Source organism: Serratia sp. CY37869 (assembly GCF_052168895.1).
In the GTDB taxonomy this organism is placed as follows: Bacteria; Pseudomonadota; Gammaproteobacteria; order Enterobacterales; family Enterobacteriaceae; genus Serratia; species Serratia ureilytica.
Genome location: NZ_JBJNLU010000002.1, coordinates 642,286 through 659,585 on the forward strand (window position 1 = coordinate 642,286; position 17,300 = coordinate 659,585).

Consider the following 17,300-nt stretch of genomic DNA (forward strand, 5'->3'; position numbering starts at 1 on the left):
TCACTCTTGCGGCGCGGCCGCGAATTTATAGCCCATGCCCCACACCGTGAGGATGCGCTCGGGTTCTGCCGGGTTGCGCTCGATCTTGATGCGCAGCCGGTTGATATGGGTGTTGACGGTGTGCTCATACCCCTCGTGCTGATAGCCCCAGACCTGATTCAACAGGCTGAGGCGCGAGAACACCTGGCCCGGGTGGCGGGCGAAAAAGTACAGCAGGTCGAATTCGCGCGGCGTCAGCTCGATCGGCTGTTGGTGCAGGCGCACTTCGCGGGCGATGGGATCGATGGTCAGATCGTTGAAGCTGAGCGCGCCGGCGTCCATGCGCAGGTTGCGGCTCATCGCCTCCTGGCGGCGAAACAGCGCCTTGACCCGCGCCACCAGCTCCAGCATGGAAAAGGGTTTGGCCAGATAGTCGTCGGCGCCCAGCTCCAGCCCCAGCACGCGGTGCACCTCGCTGGAGCGCGCGCTGGTGATGATGATCGGCGTGTAGCGCGTCATGGTGCGCGCCCGGCGGCAAATCTCCAATCCGTCTACGCCCGGCAGCATCAGATCGAGGATCAAGGCGTCCCAGCCGCCCTGTTCCAGCATCGCCATGCCCTGATTGCCGTCGGCGGCGTGGCTGATGGCGTAACCCTCGTCACGCAGATGCAGCTGCAGCAGCTCGGCGATGTCGCCGTCGTCCTCGACGATCAAAATTCGTTTTGGCTTGTCCATTCTCATTACCGCTGATTGCCCGATTCTCTCTGAAGTCTACACAACCGTCATCGGCGGAGTTATCACATTTTATTTAACTCTGCGTGAGGTCTTGGGGAACAAATCCGGGGAATACTCGGTTCATCGCATCGTTAGCTGGCAGGAATCGTTATGAGCCTCACCCTCACCCCGGAACAACGACAGACCGTACATCCGCTGTGGCTGCGGTTAACGCATTGGCTGAATGCGCTGGCGATGCTGATCATGGTGACCAGCGGTTGGCGCATCTACAACGCTTCGCCGCTGTTCAACTTCAGCTTTTTCAACGAGCTGACGCTCGGCGGCTGGCTGGGCGGCGCGCTGCAGTGGCACTTCGCCGGCATGTGGCTGTTTGGCGTCAACGGGCTGTGCTACCTGCTGCTTAACCTGACCAGCGGGCGTTTCAAACGCAAATATTGGCCGCTCAGCCCGAAGCAGTTTCTCGCCGATGTTGGCGCGGCGTTGCGCGGCAGGCTGCAGCACGCCGATCTGCGCCACTACAACATGGTGCAGCGCGTGGCCTATCTGTCGGTGATGCTCCTTGGCGTGCTGAGCGCGCTGTCCGGGCTGGTGCTGTGGAAATCGGTGCAGTTTCCGCTGCTGCGCACGCTGCTCGGCGGCTATGAGGCGGCGCGCTATATCCACTTTTTCGCCATGTCGGCGCTGGTGGCCTTCGTCGCGATCCATCTGGTGATGGTGGCGCTGGTGCCCCGCACGCTGCTGGCCATGCTGCGCGGACGTTAAGGAGTTCACGATGAAAAAGGATAAACAGATCATGACGATCGTTGAAGGGCAGGCGATCGTCAAAGAAGCGCAGCGCTTGTTGACCGCGTCGTCCCGCCGCCGCTTTCTGCGCAACGGCCTGACGCTGGGCGGTATCGCTATGCTTACCGGCTGCGATCTCAGCGGCAACGCCAACGTCGAGCAGGCGCTGAGCCGTATTTCGCACCTCAACGATCGGGTGCAGGGCTGGCTGTTCAACGGCGATCGCCTGGCGCCGGTCTACCCGGAGTCGATGATCACCCGGCCATTCCCGTTCAACGCCTTTTACGCCGAGGAGGACGCGCCCGACATCAACGGCGACGACTATCGGCTGGAAGTGGCGGGGTTGGTGCAGGACAAGCGCGCCTGGAGCCTGCCGCAGCTGCATCGGATGGCGCAGGTTAGCCAGGTGACGCGTCATATTTGCGTCGAGGGTTGGAGCGCCATCGGCAAGTGGGGCGGCGTGCCGTTCGCCAACTTTCTTAAGGTAATCGGCGCGGATCTGAGCGCCCGCTACGTCAGCTTTAAATGCGCCGACGACTACTACACCAGTATCGACATGGCCACCGCGCTGCATCCGCAGACGATTATCGCGCTGACCTACGATGGCCAGACCTTGCCGCGCAAGTACGGCTATCCGATGAAGCTGCGCATGCCGACCAAGCTGGGCTACAAGAATCCGAAGCACATTCAGGTGATCGAGGTCACCAACCGCTTCCCGGGCGGTTACTGGGAAGACCAGGGTTACAACTGGTTTGGCGGCAGCTGAGGCGGCCGCCGGCCATTCTCCGGCACTCCGGTGCCTTTGACATTACGGAAGGAAATACCATGAAAAAGTTATTCGCAATGATGATGTGCAGCGCGCTGATGCTGGGCGTGGCCGGCGCCAACGCCGCGGACGGCATGAGTAAAGACGCGATGAAAAAGGACGGCATGAGCCAGATGTCGCACGACGGCATGGCGAAAGATGGGATGAAGAAAGAGTGCATGGGCAAGGACTGCATGAAGAAAGACAAAATGGGCAAAGACGCCATGAAAAAGGATGGCATGGCGAAAGACGGTATGGCCAAAGATGGCATGAAGAAAGACGAGATGAAAAAGGATGCGATGGGGCACTAAGCCGCCTCACCCCGCGGCCGCAAGCGGCAAACCGTGGCGGCTGCGGGCAACATAAGGAGAGAGGATGATGTTGGCGACATGGCTGCGGCGCTTTCGGCGCTCGAACGGGGACGTTATCTTTATACGCGCGGCGCTGGTGGTGATCTTCGCCGCCTTCGGCTACGCCAAATGGTTTGATTACGAGGCGCAGGGGCTGGTGCCGCTGATCGGCAACAGCCCGCTGCTGAGCTGGATGCATCAGGCGTTCGGCATTCGCGGCGCCAGTTATGCATTGGGCGTCGCCGAATGGAGCTTCGGTTTACTGCTGCTGGCGGGATTCTGGTCGCGGCGTCTGGGTTTGCTGGGGGCGATCGGATCGACGGTGACCTACCTGACCACGCTGACGCTGATCTTTTCCACGCCGGGCGCCTGGGAGCCCTCCGCCGGCGGTTTTCCCGCCATGGCCGGGGCCACCAGCTTTTTAATCAAGGATCTGGTGTTGCTGGCCGGCTCCCTGGTGCTGCTGAAGGCCGATTTGCCGGCCGAGCAGGCATAAAAAAGGGCGTAGCCTGGCTACGCCCTCTGGATATTTCTCGGCCGTCACATATCCGGGAAGGTCAGGGTGCCCCCCGGCGCTTCGCGATGAATGTGCAGGAAGTTCAGGTGCTTCTCGTACTGGTCGAGAATATCGCCAATCACCTGTTCCTTGCTGTAGTCCATCAGGTCGTTGCCCTGGGTGCCTTCCATCAGGAAGGTTTCCAGCCGGTAGTAGTGCGACTTGCCGGAGCGGGCACGGTAGGTGAAGCCCGGCACCGAGTAGCGCATCGGCCAGATCTGATAGATAAAGTTCTGTTCCTCGCCCAGGTGCACCAGCAGCTCCAGGTGGTTCAGGCGTTCGTCTTCGGTCGGCGGCACTTCGCTGAACTCCACTTTCGCGCCGCGCAACTCCAGCTCGCGCGCCACGTCCTGCATCGCCGGACGGCAAACCTTATCCAACATTTTCTGCGTGTACTGCGTGCCCGGGTAGTTCATCACCCGCGACAGACGCTGTTTCCAGTTGAGCACGTCGTGGCTGGAGACCGGCACCGGCGCCAGGGTGCTGAGCGCGCTGGCCTTGCGGTAGTCCTCCACCCGCAGCGATTTGTACAGCCCGGCCATCACGAAGAAGATCACGAAGCTGAACGGCAGGCCCATGATCACCGTGGTTTTCTGCAGCGCCGGCACGCCGTCGGTCATCAGCATGCCGATGGTCAGCAGGCCGATGGCCACCGACCAGAAAATCCGCAGCCAGTTCGGCGCATCATTATTGATGTCGGCCAGGCGCGAGGTGAAGTTACCCAGCACCAGCGAGCCGGAGTCCGCCGAGGTGACGTAGAACAACAAGCCGGTGATGGTGGCCACCGAGGCGCTGAAGGTGAAGCCGGGGTATTGCGCCAGTAGGCTGTAGAAGCCGCGCTCCGGGAACTGCATCACTTCCTGCGCGAACTCGACGTTGCCGTGGATGATCTGGTACAGCGCGCTGTTGCCGAAGATAGACAGCCACAGCAGGGTGAACACGAACGGAATGATCAGCGTGCCGACCACGAACTGGCGAATGGTGCGCCCGCGCGAGATGCGCGCCAGGAACAGGCCGACGAACGGCGACCACGCCACCCACCAGGCCCAGAAGAACAGCGTCCAGTTGTTCATCCACTCCACCGGCCGATCGAAGGCGAAGCTGTTGAGCGTCATGCCCATAAAGCGGTTGACGTAATCGCCGACGTTAAGCACCAGCGCGTTGAGCAGGAACTCGGTGTCGCCGAAGAACAGCACGAACAGGATCAGGCCCAGCGCCAGCAGCACGTTCAGCTCGGACAGGATGCGGATGCCCTTGTTGACCCCCGAGGTGACCGAGATGGTGGCCATGATCACCGACAGCAGGATCAGCGAGCCCTGCACCGTCAGGTTTTCCGGGATCTCGAACAGCACCTTGAGGCCGTAGTTGAGCTGCACCACGCCAATGCCCAGCGTGGTGGCGATGCCGAAGATGGTGCCGAGCACCGCGGCGATGTCCACGCTATGGCCGATCGGGCCGTTGATGCGTTTACCGAAGATCGGGTACAGCGCCGAGCGAATGGTCAGCGGCAGATTGTAGCGATAGCTGAAGTAGCCGAGGGCGATGCCCATCAGCGCATACATCGACCAGCCGGTCAGGCCGTAGTGGAACAGCGTCCAGACCATCGCCTGGCGCGCGGCCTCCAGCGTTTGCGCGTCGCCTTCCGGCGGCATCATGTACTGGGTCACCGGCTCGGCGACCGAGAAGAACATCAGGTCGATGCCGATGCCGGCGGCGAACAGCATCGCCGCCCAACTCATCAGGCTGAACTCCGGTTTGGACTGTTCCGGCCCGAGCTTGATAGAACCGAAGCGCGAGGCGGCGATAAACACCACGAACACGATGTACAGCGTCGCCGCCAGCAGGTAGTACCAACCGAAGGTGGTCGACACCCAATTCAGCGTGCGGGTGATCCACTGCCCGGAGAAGTCGGTGAAAAAGATGGTCATCAGCGAGAAGGCCAGGATCAGCCCCGCCGAGGTGAAGAAAACCACAGGGTTGAGGCGGTCCTGCTGCGGTTTGGAGGAGGTTTCGCGTGTTGTCATCGTCATCCTCTGAACTGAGTAAAATCGTGCCGCTCCGCATTTCGGGGCGCGTTGGCGCCGCCGGAAAACGGGCGAATGAAGGCGGCGGCCATCCCCATGGGAATGGCCTGAACGATGCCGCTTTCGCCTGCTTATGAAGCACCGGAGCGCTTCGCGGCGGGAACCGCTTACAGCCACTGATTTTGGTCAGATTCGTTAATTACCTCACAAAAATCAGCCAGTTCCACAACCAGAAAATACATTTTTTTAACCAGGCGGCAATAAAATATATGCAATTTTTATTGAACGTTCAATCAAAAAAAAGTTTAATAGTCCTCATGATGACCTGAATCACGGGCGAAACGGCAGTGAAATTTGCCCGCTGAGATAAGGCCGAAGTCGGTTTTGTGAGAGTCGAAATATGCCAAAGGTAGGAATGCAGCCAATCAGAAGGCAGCAGTTGATTGATGCCACGCTCGCCGCGGTAAACGAAGTGGGAATGCATGACGCCACCATCGCGCAGATCGCGCGGCGGGCCGGCGTTTCCAACGGCATCATCAGCCATTATTTCAAGGATAAGAACGGCCTGCTGGAAGCCACGATGCGCTATCTGATCAGCCATCTGGGCGAGGCGGTGAAGCTGCGGCTGCAGGCGCTGACCGACAACAGCCCGGCGGCGCGGCTGCAGGCGATCGTCGCCGGCAACTTCGACGACAGCCAGATCAACAGCGCGGCGATGAAGACCTGGCTGGCCTTTTGGGCCAGCAGTCTGTACCAGCCGCAGCTCAACCGCTTGCAACAGGTGAACGGCCGTCGGCTCTATTCCAACCTGTGTGCCGAGTTTCGCCGCGTTATGCCGCAGCCGCAGGCGCGGTTGGCGGCCAAGGGGCTGGCGGCGCTGATCGATGGGCTGTGGCTGCGCAGCGCGCTGCGCGGCTCCGCGTTCAATCAGGCGCAGGCGCTGGCGCTCACGACCGAATACATCACGTTCCAACTCCGGGGGCAAACGCCGCCCGGAGGATAACTCAAGGAGATCCTATGTCCCGTTTTGGCTTGCAGAAGCTCTATATTCATGGCGCCTATGTAGACAGCACCGCTGGAAAAACCTTCAACGCCATTAACCCGGCGAACGGCGAAGTTCTGGCTGAAGTCCAGTCCGCCGGCGCTGAAGACGTCGATCGTGCGGTGGCCAGCGCGGCCAGCGGGCAGAAGGTGTGGGCGGCGATGACGGCGATGGCGCGTTCGCGCATCCTGCGTCGCGCGGTGGATATTCTGCGCGAGCGCAACGATGAACTGGCGGCGCTGGAAACGCTGGATACCGGCAAAGCGATGTCGGAAACCACCGCTGTGGATATCGTCACCGGCGCTGACGTGCTGGAGTACTACGCCGGCCTGATCCCGGCCATTGAAGGCGAGCAGATCCCGCTGCGCGATACCTCGTTCGTCTACACCCGCCGCGAGCCGCTGGGCGTGGTGGCCGGCATCGGCGCCTGGAACTACCCGATTCAAATCGCGCTGTGGAAGTCCGCGCCGGCGCTGGCGGCGGGCAACGCGATGATCTTCAAGCCGAGTGAGGTCACGTCATTGACGGCGTTGAAGCTGGCGGAAATCTACACCGAAGCCGGCCTGCCGGACGGCGTGTTCAACGTGGTGACCGGCAGCGGGGCGGAAGTGGGGCAGTACCTGACCGACCATCCGGGCATCGCCAAAGTCTCTTTCACCGGCGGGGTGAAAACCGGCAAGAAGGTGATGGCCAACGCGTCGGGTTCGACGCTGAAGGAAGTCACCATGGAGTTGGGCGGCAAATCGCCGCTGATTATCTTCGACGACGCCGATCTGGATCGCGCCGCCGATATCGCCATGATGGCCAACTTCTACAGTTCCGGCCAGGTGTGCACCAACGGCACCCGCGTCTTCGTGCCGGCGGCGCTGCAGGCGCAGTTTGAGGCGAAAATCCTCGAGCGCGTGAAGCGCATTCGCCTCGGTGACCCGACCGATCCGCAGACCAACTTCGGGCCGCTGGTCAGCTTTGCGCACATGGAATCGGTGCTGCGCTTTATCGAGAGCGGCAAAAACAGCGGCGCGCGCCTGCTGTGCGGCGGCGAACGCGTCACCCACGGCGAATTCGGCAAGGGCGCTTATGTGGCGCCGACGGTGTTCAGCGACTGCCGCGACGATATGGAAATCGTGCGCGAGGAGATCTTCGGGCCGGTGATGAGCATCCTCAGCTACCAGAGCGAAGAGGAAGTGGTGCGCCGCGCCAACGACACCACCTTCGGCCTGGCCGCGGGTGTGGTGACCCACGATCTGGCCCGCGCGCACCGCGTGATCCACCAGTTGGAAGCCGGCATTTGCTGGATCAACACCTGGGGCGAGTCGGCGGCGGAAATGCCGGTCGGCGGCTACAAGCAGTCCGGCGTCGGCCGCGAGAACGGCCTGACGACGCTGGAACACTACACCCAGATCAAATCGGTGCAGGTTGAGCTGGGCGAATACGCCTCGGTATTTTAACTATCCCCGTCGTCTTTCAAGCTACAGCGTTGTTGGCTGCGAGCGCAGACCCCAGTCACTTACTTGAGTAAGCTCCTGGGGCTCTGCGCCCTTGCCGCCTAGCTGTAACTCGAAATCCATAGGGGATATATCTTTTTCGCATCCAAAACTGCCTTGTTATATTCAGCATGCGGAATTCAAGCCATTCGCATCATTCAGGCATACGAATATTTAGGAGATAATGAATGGAATTTGACTACATCATTATCGGTGCCGGTTCAGCCGGCAACGTGTTAGCCACCCGATTGACCGAGGACGCCGACGTCAGCGTCCTGCTGCTGGAAGCCGGCGGCCCGGATTACCGGATGGATTTCCGTACCCAGATGCCGGCCGCGCTGGCGTTTCCGCTGCAGGGCCGCCGCTATAACTGGGCGTATGAAACCGATCCTGAGCCGCACATGAACAACCGCCGAATGGAATGCGGCCGCGGCAAAGGGCTGGGCGGTTCATCCCTGATCAACGGCATGTGTTACATTCGCGGCAACGCGATGGACTTCGACAACTGGGCCAAGGCGCCGGGTCTGGAAGACTGGACCTATCTGGACTGCCTGCCGTATTTCCGCAAGGCGGAAACGCGCGATATCGGCCCGAACGATTACCACGGCGGCGATGGCCCGGTGAGCGTCACCACGCCGAAGGCCGGTAACAACGAACTGTTCCATGCCATGGTGGAAGCCGGCGTGCAGGCGGGCTATCCGCGCACCGACGATCTGAACGGCTATCAGCAGGAAGGGTTCGGCCCGATGGACCGCACCGTGACGCCGAAAGGGCGCCGCGCCAGCACCGCCCGCGGTTATCTGGATCAGGCCCGTTCACGGCCGAACCTGAAGATCGTTACCCATGCGCTGACCGACCACATCGTGTTCGACGGCAAGCGCGCAGTGGGCGTTAACTATCTGCAGGGCGACAGCAATCAACTGACCCATGCCAAAGCGCGCCGCGAAGTGCTGCTGTGCGCCGGCGCCATCGCCTCGCCGCAAATTCTGCAGCGTTCGGGCGTCGGCCCGGCGGCGCTGCTGAAAAGTCTGGACATCAACGTGGTGCACGATCTGCCGGGCGTCGGAGAGAACCTGCAGGACCACCTGGAGATGTATCTGCAGTATGCCTGTAAGAAACCGGTGTCGCTGTACCCGGCGTTGCAATGGTTCAATCAGCCGAAAATCGGCGCGGAATGGCTGTTCAACGGCACCGGCGTCGGCGCCAGCAACCAGTTCGAGGCCGGCGGTTTCATCCGCAGCCGTGCAGAGTTTGCCTGGCCGAACATTCAGTATCACTTCCTGCCGGTGGCGATTAACTATAACGGCAGCAACGCGGTGAAAGAGCATGGCTTCCAGGCCCACGTCGGTTCGATGCGTTCGCCGAGCCGCGGCCGGGTGCAGGTGAAGTCGAAGGATCCGCGCCAGCACCCGAGCATTCTGTTCAACTACATGTCGACCGAACAGGATTGGCAGGAGTTCCGCGATGCTATCCGCATCACGCGCGAAATCATGGCGCAGCCTGCCCTGGACGAATACCGCGGCCGCGAGATCAGCCCAGGGCCGGAGGTGCAGACCGACGAGCAGCTGGACGCCTTCGTGCGCGAGCACGCCGAAACCGCCTTCCACCCGTCCTGCTCGTGCAAGATGGGCGAAGACGAGATGGCGGTGGTCGACGGCCAGGGCCGGGTGCACGGCATGGAAGGATTGCGGGTGGTGGATGCGTCGATTATGCCGCTGATCATTACCGGCAACCTGAACGCCACCACCATCATGATCGCCGAAAAGATCGCCGACCGCATTCGCCAGCGCGCGCCGTTGCCGCGCAGTACCGCCGACTACTACGTCGCCGGCGATGCGCCGGTGCGCAAGCAGTAACCGACACGCCCTCTCGCCGTTGAGGGGGAGGGCCGCCGTAGCAAGCAACCCCTCTCCATATGCTCTTCCCCAAGGCGAGGGGGCAACTCTCTTTTTATTCCTTATCCCATCATGCCGCCGGCAGCGAGATTGCCTGATCGAAACTGTTGGGCGTCGCCATGCGCCACATGCGAGCGTAGAACTCGCTTTTGATCTCCGGCTGCAGCAGCGCGCCCGGCTCCAGGTAGTAATAGATATCGGCGTACACCTTGATCTCGGTCGGCGTGATGCGGCGCAGCATATGGTGTGAGGTCAACTGCTCCGGGCGGCTGACGCCGGCCGCCGCCAGCATGTCCGCCAGCGCTTTCACCGTATTTTGATGGAAGTGATAGACGCGTTCCGCCTTGTTCGGCACCACCAACGCCTTCTGACGCAGCGGATCTTGCGTCGCGACGCCGGTCGGGCAGTGGTTGGTGTGGCAGCTTTGCGACTGGATGCAGCCGACGGCGAACATAAAGCCGCGCGCCGAATTCACCCAGTCGGCGCCGAGCACCAGCACGCTGGCGATGTCAAAGGCGCTGATGATCTTGCCGCTGGCGCCAATCTTGATTTGGTCGCGCAGGCCGCAGCCCACCAGCGTGTTATGCACGAACAGCAGCCCTTCGCGCAGCGGCATGCCCATATAGTTGGAGAGTTCGAGCGGGGCGGCGCCGGTGCCGCCTTCCTTGCCGTCCACCACGATGAAGTCCGGCAGAATGCGGGTGTGCAGCATCGCCTTGACGATGGCGACGAACTCCCACGGGTGGCCGATGCACAGCTTGAAACCGACCGGTTTGCCGCCTGACAGCTCGCGCAGCTGCTGGATGAACTGCATCATTTCCAGCGGGGTGGTAAAGGCGCTGTGCGAGGCCGGCGAGATGCAATCCACGCCTTCCGGCACGCCGCGGGTGGCGGCGATTTCCGCATCCACTTTTTTCGCCGGCAGAATGCCGCCGTGGCCCGGTTTGGCGCCCTGGCTGAGCTTGATTTCAATCATTTTCACCTGCGGGCTTTGCGCCTGTTCGGCAAAGCGGCGCGGATCGAAATGGCCGTCGGCGGTGCGGCAGCCGAAATAGCCGCTGCCCAGCTCCCACACCAGATCGCCGTTGTTTTCGCGGTGATAGCGGCTGATGCTGCCCTCACCGGTGTCGTGGTAGAAATTGCCTTTGGCCGCGCCGAGGTTGAGTGCGCGAATGGCGTTGGCGGAGAGCGCGCCGAAGCTCATCGCCGAAATGTTGAAGATTGACGCGGAGTAGGGCTGGCGGCAGTCGGCGCCGCCGATGGTGATGCGAAAACTGGTGGGATCGGCGGCTTCCACCGGCCGCATCGAGTGGCCGATGCATTCATAACCGGTTTGGTACACGTCCAGCAGGGTGCCGAACGGCTTGTCGCCCATCTCGTTTTTCGCCCGGCGATACACCAGCGTGCGCTGGGTGCGGGAGAACGGGATTTCTTCATTATCCTGCTCGAGGAAATACTGGCGCAGTTCCGGGCGGATGAACTCGAAGAAGAAGCGCAGGCGGCCGATGATCGGGTAGTTGCGGCAAATGGCGTGGCGCTGCTGCGTGAGATCGTAGATACCCAGCACCATCAGGCAACCGCAGGCCAGGGCCGGCAGCCAGAACCACGGATGGTTGTGCATCATGATCAAGAAAACCAGGGTGAGCAAGATGCTCAGCACAAAGCAGGTATAGCGGCTGAATAAGGACGACTTCATAACATCTCCTGATGTTTATTTTTAATCCACACGACATGACTCACGGATAATCCGTGTGCAAATCGTAGCCAACAGGAGAGGATGTTGTGTGTCTGTTGCTGCTTTGTCGCCGGTTGTTACATTAATTTAACTCGGCGAGGGGGCGGGTTGCCGCGCGGCGTACCGCGCAACAAACCAGGGCGTGTTATTTGCCGGCGACGAAGATGGTGCTCATGCTACGCAGCCGCAGCTTTTTCATCGCGCTGTATTTCTGCGAGAAGATGGTTTTCGGGTGCGTGCCGCGTTTTTCCGCGATATGCAGCAGGCTGTCGCCGCGCAGCAGATTGAAGATCACGTCGCTTTCCGCCGGGCTTAGCTCGCGGGTTTTCTGCACCCGGATACCGCCCGGCTCTTTGCTTTCCAGCAGCCGCTGGATTTTTTCCTGCAGCGAATAAAGCGGAATGCGGGTGGAGACCAACTCGACGGAAATCCCCAGGATCGACAGCAGTTTCACCACGCGCTCGTCGTCATAGAACACCAACAGGCGCGTTTTGCTGTTGTACTGCTGGTGCAGGGACACCAGGCTTTCGATCACGTTGACGCTCTGCTCCAGGTTTTGCGAGGTGAAAATCAGCGCGATATCGTGCTTGGTGATCTTTTCCGCTTTGGCGCCGCCGTGCATGAAATCGGAAAACAGGCGGATATCGTACGCGCCGTAGTGTTTCTTCAACAGCACCGACAGGCCAACATAGCTGTACTTACACTCACTAATCACAAGAACGTTGTTTTTAGACATAGGGCAAACACCAATACCGAGTTAAAAGTATTCAGCTGTAAGAAGCGAGTTCAAATCCTTGATGCTGGATTCCTTCCACAGCTTTCCCTGCAGTGCGTAATATGGCATTTCATCCAGCCATTTCTTGTGTTCGGGAGTTTCAACTCCTTCGATAATTACCTTGTAATGATTAAGGTAAAAGAAGCGCAGTAACGCGCGCATCAAGCCCTCGCCGCCGGACTTTTTCATAAAGTCCCAAAGCAGAAAACGATCGAGCTTAACGAAGCGGAACTGGCTGTTGTACAACGCGGAAAAACCCGCATAGCCAGAACCAAAATCATCGAGCCAAAATGAATAACTATTCAATGACGGATCGCCGTGCACGCGATCTTTCACCAGCCGGGTTGAATTCTCGCTGATCTCAAAATGAATACAGCGCAGGGCATTAATTCTTTCGGCAAAGTGAGTATTCGCCAGCGATTGCAGGGAATAATCGTCAACATTCAAAGTGGCTATCACTTGGTTTTCATGAAACCAGTGTTTGTATTTATCGATCAGATTTATCTGATCCATCAAAATCTCAATCCGGGTAGCGCTGTCGGCATGGCGAAAGAACTGTTCAGGAGAAAAATGGGCATATTCGCTATTAAACGTAAAGCGAGACAGGCATTCAACGGCCAGCAATTGTCCCGATTTCGCGAACATTGGCTGGAAAACATAATTAATGCCGTTATTTTTCTCTCTGAAAGAACCGCTCATTTCCCAATCCTTGGATTGATATTTAACTTGTTGATTTTAAATGATTAAAAAGAAAGTTACTCCGTATTTTTTGGTAAATTTCTTATTTAAAGCGTCAGGATGGCCGAAACGTGTCGACAGACCATTTAACGCGGAATTCGTGCCAAAGTCCAAACGTCGCAATCTGTTACTAAATGTAAATATTCGGGATAATATTCTGATTTTCAGGCCTTAACGCAAAATGTTGAACTCTGCAGCTTTCCCAAACACAGATTATTCCTATTCATATGAATCGTCAACATCGATCGATAGGTATCCGCCGATAGTTTATTCCTATCAAGAGGGGGCTTATGAATGTTTTAAACGATTTAACATTAAGAATATGCTTAGTCTATATTTCGTCCGGCAATGAGTTCATCGAGGCAACGCTCCTTTTCAGCAAGGGAGTGCTATCGCTGAGTGTATGCTCAGTGGCGGCAATATATATATAAGCCCGCCACTGAATCGATTATTTTATTGTTCTATGGAGCTGGAAATGAAAAAAGTATTATTGCCTTTGGCTGCCCTGGTATTGTCTGCAACTGCTTCCAACGCAATGGCAGCAAACGGCAACGTTAAATTCACCGGTGAAATTGTACAGTCCACCTGTAAAGTTGTTGATAAAGACCAGAATAAAGAAGTTTACCTGGGTAAATATCCTACCACCGCTTTCCCAACTGCCGGTTCTACCAGCGGTGCTAAAGCTTTCGATATTAGCCTGGAGAAATGTGAAGCGGGTAACTACACCCTGCGTTTCGACGGTAACACTCCAGCTGGCCACCCAGAGCTGTTGGCTGTAACTGGCGGCGCAACTGGCGTTGGCGTTGAAATTCTGGATAACAACGGTTCTACTCTGCCAATCTCTCAGGAAGTGGCTACCCCAGCTACCGTAACTGTTGCTGCTGATGGCGATAACCCAGGCGCTGCGACTTTCAACCTGCGCGCTCGTTACAAATCCTTCCAGGATCTGGTAACTGCCGGTCAGGCAAACTCTAACGCTACCTTCACCATCGAATACAAATAATTCGCTGGCAGGATAGATAGAGTTATTGGCCAAGGATGGCTAAATTTTGAGAGTTGAGACATTCCGATGAAAAAAATTCTGACTGGTATTTTATTCGCATTCTCTGTTAATGCCTTTGCCGGCATTCAGGTTGATGCGACGCGTGTCATCTATAACAGTGCAAGTAAATCCGCATCGCTCTCAATCAGCAATGACAGCGACGATACCTACATGGTGCAAACCTGGCTGGATACTGGCGACGCAAGCCAGATGCCTAAGAATTTGCCGATCGTGGTGACACCACCCATTTTGAAGCTGGCTGCCAAGAAAGACGCCATTTTGCGTTTTATTTATTCCGGCAGCGGTTTGCCGCAGGACAGAGAATCTCTGCTCTGGGTTAACGTACAGGAAATTCCGCCAACGCCTAAGCAAGATAACGTGCTGCAGGTGGCGATCCGTACCCGTATCAAGCTGTTCTACCGCCCGGATTCGTTGAAAACCAACCTGCAGCAGCAGGCAGAAGCGCTGAAATGGACGCGCCAGGGCGGCAACTTGGTCGTGACCAACGATGGCCCGCTGTTCGTCACGCTGGGCGTATTGAACCTCAAGAGCGGCGGTAAAAGCTGGAAAGTGAACGCCGACATGGTCAAGCCACACGACAGTCTGCGTATTTCCCTGCCTCAGGGGGCGCAATCAGCCAGCAATATGTCGTTTACCTATATCAACGACTATGGCGGTCACACCGAGATTAAAAACGTCGCACTGAATTGATTTGAAGCACTTCAAGGAATGAAAGAAATGGCACACAAAAGAATAACAACCCTCGCGCCAAAACGTTTGGTGAAGCTGATTAATGGTGTAATTTATTTTTCTGCTGTGCCTTTTTCATTCTCACATATGGCCATGGCGGAGGAGCAGTTCAACACTTCCTTCATCCATGGCGATGACAATATCGCCCAGGTGGCGTCGTTGGCCAGCGGGGATGATATTCTGCCGGGTAAATATCCGTTTGATATCTATCTCAACGGGCAGCGTATCGATCACCGTGAAATCGAGTTCAAGAAAGAATCCAAGGACTCTCCTGTCGCCCCGTGCCTGACGGCGGCGGACTATCAGGATTACGGCGTAAAGCTGCCTGGCGATCTGACCACCGCAGGTGCCGAGCAATGCTACGCATTGCCGCAGCAGATCTCCGGCGCCAAGCTGAACTATGACGCCGCCGTACAGCGTATGGATCTGGAAGTGCCGCAGGTGTTTCTGATCCCGCGTCCGCAAGGCGCCATTTCACCGAAAGTTTACGATCGTGGCATCAATGCCGGCTTTGTTAACTATAACTTTAGCGGCACTCATAACCGCTACGGCAACAACCAGAACGACAAGACCTCAGACTATTACTTTTTGAGTCTCAACAACGGCCTCAATATCGGCGATTGGCGCCTGCGCAACAACTCGACGTTGAACCAACAGTCGGGCGCCGGTACGCATTGGAAGAACATTTCCAGCTGGGCGGAAACGGACATCGTTTCTCTGCGCAGCCGTCTGGTGATCGGCCAGACCAACACCAATAACAATGTTTTCGACAGCATTCAGTTCCGCGGTGTGCAGATGTCCAGCGCCGACGACATGCTGCCGGAAAGCCAGCGCGGCTATGCGCCGGTGGTGCGCGGTGTGGCGACGACCAACGCGCGCGTTGAAGTGCGTCAGAACGGCTATACCATTTACAGTACCAACGTGCCGCCAGGGCCGTTTGCGCTGACGGACATTTTCCCAAGCACCTTGAGCGGTAACCTGGATGTGACGGTCATCGAAGCCAACGGTTCGAGAACCTCATTCGTCGTGCCATTCTCCTCGGTGCCGAACATGCTGCGCGAAGGGATTTGGAACTATCAGCTGACCGCCGGTAAATACCACGACGGCACCAGCCGCTATCAGCCCAAGTTTGTACAAGGTACCTTGTCGCACGGCATGTCGTATGACATCACGCCTTACGGCGGCGTGCTGGTGGCGGAAAACTACCGTTCAGCGGTTGTGGGCCTGGGTAAAAACCTGGGGAACTGGGGGGCCGTTTCCTTTGATATGTCCTATTCCGACACCAACCTGGTGAACGGCGATGACAAGCAAGGGGAAAGTTTCCGTTTCCTGTATTCCAAGTCGCTCAACGATTGGGGGACGGAATTCCGCATTGCCGGTTACCGTTACTCGACCTCCGGCTATTATGATTTCTCCGATGCGGTTGCCGAGCGCGAACGCTATGAGAACGGCTATTACCGTAACGATTACTACGATCAAAACGATCGCAACCTGGGCGTGCCGGACTGGGCGGAGTCGCGCCGTCGCAGTTATTATACCAGCCGGTTCAACAACAAACGCCAGCGCGTTGAGCTGTCTGTCAACCAGCGCATCGCCGGTAATTCGACGCTGTACGCCAACCTCAGCAACCAGTCTTACTGGGGCGGGTCCGGCGAAGATCGCACCGTTCAGACCGGTTTCAACAGCAGCTATAAAAATATCAGCTATGGCGTCTTCTATCAGGACAGCCGCAGCAACTACGGCTATAAAGATCGCAGCGTCAACCTGACCGTATCGATTCCGTTCAGCTTCTTCAGCAAGGATTCGTCGGATATGACCGCCAGCTTCAACGCCGGCCACAGCAAGCAGAGCGGCAATACCTACAGCGCCGGCCTGAGCGGTACCGCGCTGGATGACAACCGCTTGAACTATGCGGTGCAAAGCGGCCATGATCGTTATTCGGGCCAAACCAGCTCGGCCAACGTCGGTTACCAGGGCAGCATGGGGAACATCAATGCCGGTTACAGCTACAGCAAAGATTATCAACAATCTTCGTTGGGCGTGGCGGGCGGCATCGTCGCACACTCCGGCGGCGTGACGTTGACCCAGCCGCTGCAGAACACCTTTGTGCTGGTGGAAGCCAAAGACGCCAAAGGCGTTCGCATCGAAAACCAACCGGGCGTCGCCATCGACCGCTTCGGTTACGCGGTAATGACCTCGGCGTCGCCATACCGTCATAACCGCGTGGCGCTGCGCACCGAAGATATCGGCAACGGCCTGGATATCCCGATGGCGGCGCGAGACGTGGTGCCGACTTACGGCGCAATCACCCGCGTGAAGTTTGAAACGCACACGGGCCAAAGCCTGTTGGTGCACAGCAAGATGGCCGACGGCAGCGTACCGCCGATTGGCGCCAACGTCTTCAGTGCGGACGGCAAGAACAACGGTACTGTCGGTACCAACGGCGATATTTATATTTCAGGGGCTTCCGCAGGGGATCGCCTGCTGGTGAAATGGGGCAACGACGCGGGCGAAAGCTGCTCACTGGTGGTGCCGGAATTGAAAGCGGCGACCGAACAGCTGATGGGTTATCAGGAACTTTCGTTGACCTGCGGAAAACCGTAAAAG

Annotated in this window: 15 protein-coding genes; 10 read left to right on the plus strand and 5 right to left on the minus strand. The window is 58.0% G+C overall.

The genetic code is table 11. The features are described from left to right. Positions 1–714 (minus strand): response regulator transcription factor, encoded by a 714-nt coding sequence (locus tag ACJ8J1_RS13430; RefSeq protein ID WP_016928494.1) that lies wholly within the window; start codon positions 712–714, stop codon positions 1–3. 150 nt (positions 715–864) lie between these two features. On the opposite strand from ACJ8J1_RS13430, the gene ACJ8J1_RS13435 reads away from it, so the two are divergent. The 4 genes from ACJ8J1_RS13435 to ACJ8J1_RS13450 all read left to right on the plus strand — a co-directional run bounded on the left by ACJ8J1_RS13435 (position 865) and on the right by ACJ8J1_RS13450 (position 3,148). Further along, the gene (locus tag ACJ8J1_RS13435) at positions 865–1,476 is read left to right on the plus strand and encodes a cytochrome b/b6 domain-containing protein (RefSeq protein ID WP_016928493.1); all 612 of its coding nucleotides are present in this window, start codon (positions 865–867) and stop codon (positions 1,474–1,476) included. A gap of 10 nt (positions 1,477–1,486) precedes the next feature. After that, a complete protein-coding gene (locus tag ACJ8J1_RS13440; protein ID WP_033642407.1) occupies positions 1,487–2,263 on the plus strand; it encodes a molybdopterin-dependent oxidoreductase in 777 nt (258 codons plus the stop codon). 59 nt (positions 2,264–2,322) lie between these two features. Further along, on the plus strand, positions 2,323–2,613 hold the full coding sequence (locus ACJ8J1_RS13445; protein ID WP_033637682.1) for a pentapeptide MXKDX repeat protein: 291 nt from the start codon (positions 2,323–2,325) through the stop codon (positions 2,611–2,613). A 64-nt stretch (positions 2,614–2,677) separates the two neighbouring features. Further along, positions 2,678–3,148, plus strand: a complete 471-nt coding sequence (locus ACJ8J1_RS13450; RefSeq protein ID WP_033642408.1) for a YkgB family protein — start codon at positions 2,678–2,680, stop codon at positions 3,146–3,148. A gap of 44 nt (positions 3,149–3,192) precedes the next feature. Here ACJ8J1_RS13450 and ACJ8J1_RS13455 read toward each other — a convergent pair whose 3' ends face one another. Continuing rightward, positions 3,193–5,232: a choline transporter gene (locus ACJ8J1_RS13455; RefSeq protein ID WP_033644228.1), complete on the minus strand. Its 2,040-nt coding sequence runs from the start codon at positions 5,230–5,232 to the stop codon at positions 3,193–3,195. Positions 5,233–5,632: 400 nt separating this feature from the next. Here ACJ8J1_RS13455 and betI point away from each other — a divergent pair, with 400 nt between their 5' ends. The 3 genes from betI to betA all read left to right on the plus strand — a co-directional run bounded on the left by betI (position 5,633) and on the right by betA (position 9,614). After that, positions 5,633–6,235, plus strand: a complete 603-nt coding sequence (gene betI / locus ACJ8J1_RS13460; RefSeq protein ID WP_033642409.1) for a transcriptional regulator BetI — start codon at positions 5,633–5,635, stop codon at positions 6,233–6,235. Between the two features lie 14 nt (positions 6,236–6,249). Further along, positions 6,250–7,722: a betaine-aldehyde dehydrogenase gene (betB, locus tag ACJ8J1_RS13465; RefSeq protein ID WP_016928486.1), complete on the plus strand. Its 1,473-nt coding sequence runs from the start codon at positions 6,250–6,252 to the stop codon at positions 7,720–7,722. Positions 7,723–7,946: 224 nt separating this feature from the next. Then, positions 7,947–9,614: a choline dehydrogenase gene (gene betA, locus ACJ8J1_RS13470; RefSeq protein WP_004939099.1), complete on the plus strand. Its 1,668-nt coding sequence runs from the start codon at positions 7,947–7,949 to the stop codon at positions 9,612–9,614. Positions 9,615–9,723: 109 nt separating this feature from the next. Here the strand turns inward: betA and ACJ8J1_RS13475 are convergent, their stop codons facing one another. The 3 genes from ACJ8J1_RS13475 to ACJ8J1_RS13485 form a co-directional block, all read right to left on the minus strand. Further along, positions 9,724–11,349: an FMN-binding glutamate synthase family protein gene (locus ACJ8J1_RS13475; RefSeq protein ID WP_004939096.1), complete on the minus strand. Its 1,626-nt coding sequence runs from the start codon at positions 11,347–11,349 to the stop codon at positions 9,724–9,726. A 184-nt stretch (positions 11,350–11,533) separates the two neighbouring features. Further along, entirely contained in the window at positions 11,534–12,124 is a 591-nt protein-coding gene (locus ACJ8J1_RS13480; RefSeq protein WP_004939094.1) for a LuxR family transcriptional regulator, read from the minus strand. Positions 12,125–12,145: 21 nt separating this feature from the next. Beyond that, positions 12,146–12,862, minus strand: coding sequence for an EAL domain-containing protein (locus tag ACJ8J1_RS13485; protein ID WP_016928483.1), 717 nt, complete (start codon positions 12,860–12,862; stop codon positions 12,146–12,148). A 514-nt stretch (positions 12,863–13,376) separates the two neighbouring features. On the opposite strand from ACJ8J1_RS13485, the gene ACJ8J1_RS13490 reads away from it, so the two are divergent. From ACJ8J1_RS13490 to ACJ8J1_RS13500, 3 genes are all read left to right on the plus strand, one after another. Beyond that, entirely contained in the window at positions 13,377–13,904 is a 528-nt protein-coding gene (locus ACJ8J1_RS13490; protein ID WP_004939088.1) for a fimbrial protein, read from the plus strand. A 66-nt stretch (positions 13,905–13,970) separates the two neighbouring features. Continuing rightward, positions 13,971–14,654, plus strand: coding sequence for a fimbrial biogenesis chaperone (locus ACJ8J1_RS13495; protein WP_033642410.1), 684 nt, complete (start codon positions 13,971–13,973; stop codon positions 14,652–14,654). A gap of 27 nt (positions 14,655–14,681) precedes the next feature. After that, entirely contained in the window at positions 14,682–17,297 is a 2,616-nt protein-coding gene (locus ACJ8J1_RS13500) for a fimbria/pilus outer membrane usher protein (protein ID WP_033642411.1), read from the plus strand. The last annotated feature ends 3 nt before the right edge of the window (positions 17,298–17,300 follow it).

Excerpts from the sequence above, each read along its gene's own strand:
- ACJ8J1_RS13500 (WP_033642411.1), top strand. The coding sequence starts at position 14,682 with ATGGCACACAAAAGAATAACAACCCTCGCGCCAAAACGTTTGGTGAAG.
- ACJ8J1_RS13455 (WP_033644228.1), bottom strand. The coding sequence starts at position 5,232 with ATGACAACACGCGAAACCTCCTCCAAACCGCAGCAGGACCGCCTCAAC.
- ACJ8J1_RS13440 (WP_033642407.1), top strand. The coding sequence starts at position 1,487 with ATGAAAAAGGATAAACAGATCATGACGATCGTTGAAGGGCAGGCGATC.
- ACJ8J1_RS13445 (WP_033637682.1), top strand. The coding sequence starts at position 2,323 with ATGAAAAAGTTATTCGCAATGATGATGTGCAGCGCGCTGATGCTGGGC.
- ACJ8J1_RS13430 (WP_016928494.1), bottom strand. The coding sequence starts at position 714 with ATGGACAAGCCAAAACGAATTTTGATCGTCGAGGACGACGGCGACATC.
- betI (WP_033642409.1), top strand. The coding sequence starts at position 5,633 with ATGCCAAAGGTAGGAATGCAGCCAATCAGAAGGCAGCAGTTGATTGAT.
- ACJ8J1_RS13450 (WP_033642408.1), top strand. The coding sequence starts at position 2,678 with ATGATGTTGGCGACATGGCTGCGGCGCTTTCGGCGCTCGAACGGGGAC.
- ACJ8J1_RS13485 (WP_016928483.1), bottom strand. The coding sequence starts at position 12,862 with ATGAGCGGTTCTTTCAGAGAGAAAAATAACGGCATTAATTATGTTTTC.
- ACJ8J1_RS13490 (WP_004939088.1), top strand. The coding sequence starts at position 13,377 with ATGAAAAAAGTATTATTGCCTTTGGCTGCCCTGGTATTGTCTGCAACT.
- betA (WP_004939099.1), top strand. The coding sequence starts at position 7,947 with ATGGAATTTGACTACATCATTATCGGTGCCGGTTCAGCCGGCAACGTG.
- betB (WP_016928486.1), top strand. The coding sequence starts at position 6,250 with ATGTCCCGTTTTGGCTTGCAGAAGCTCTATATTCATGGCGCCTATGTA.
- ACJ8J1_RS13495 (WP_033642410.1), top strand. The coding sequence starts at position 13,971 with ATGAAAAAAATTCTGACTGGTATTTTATTCGCATTCTCTGTTAATGCC.
- ACJ8J1_RS13475 (WP_004939096.1), bottom strand. The coding sequence starts at position 11,349 with ATGAAGTCGTCCTTATTCAGCCGCTATACCTGCTTTGTGCTGAGCATC.
- ACJ8J1_RS13480 (WP_004939094.1), bottom strand. The coding sequence starts at position 12,124 with ATGTCTAAAAACAACGTTCTTGTGATTAGTGAGTGTAAGTACAGCTAT.
- ACJ8J1_RS13435 (WP_016928493.1), top strand. The coding sequence starts at position 865 with ATGAGCCTCACCCTCACCCCGGAACAACGACAGACCGTACATCCGCTG.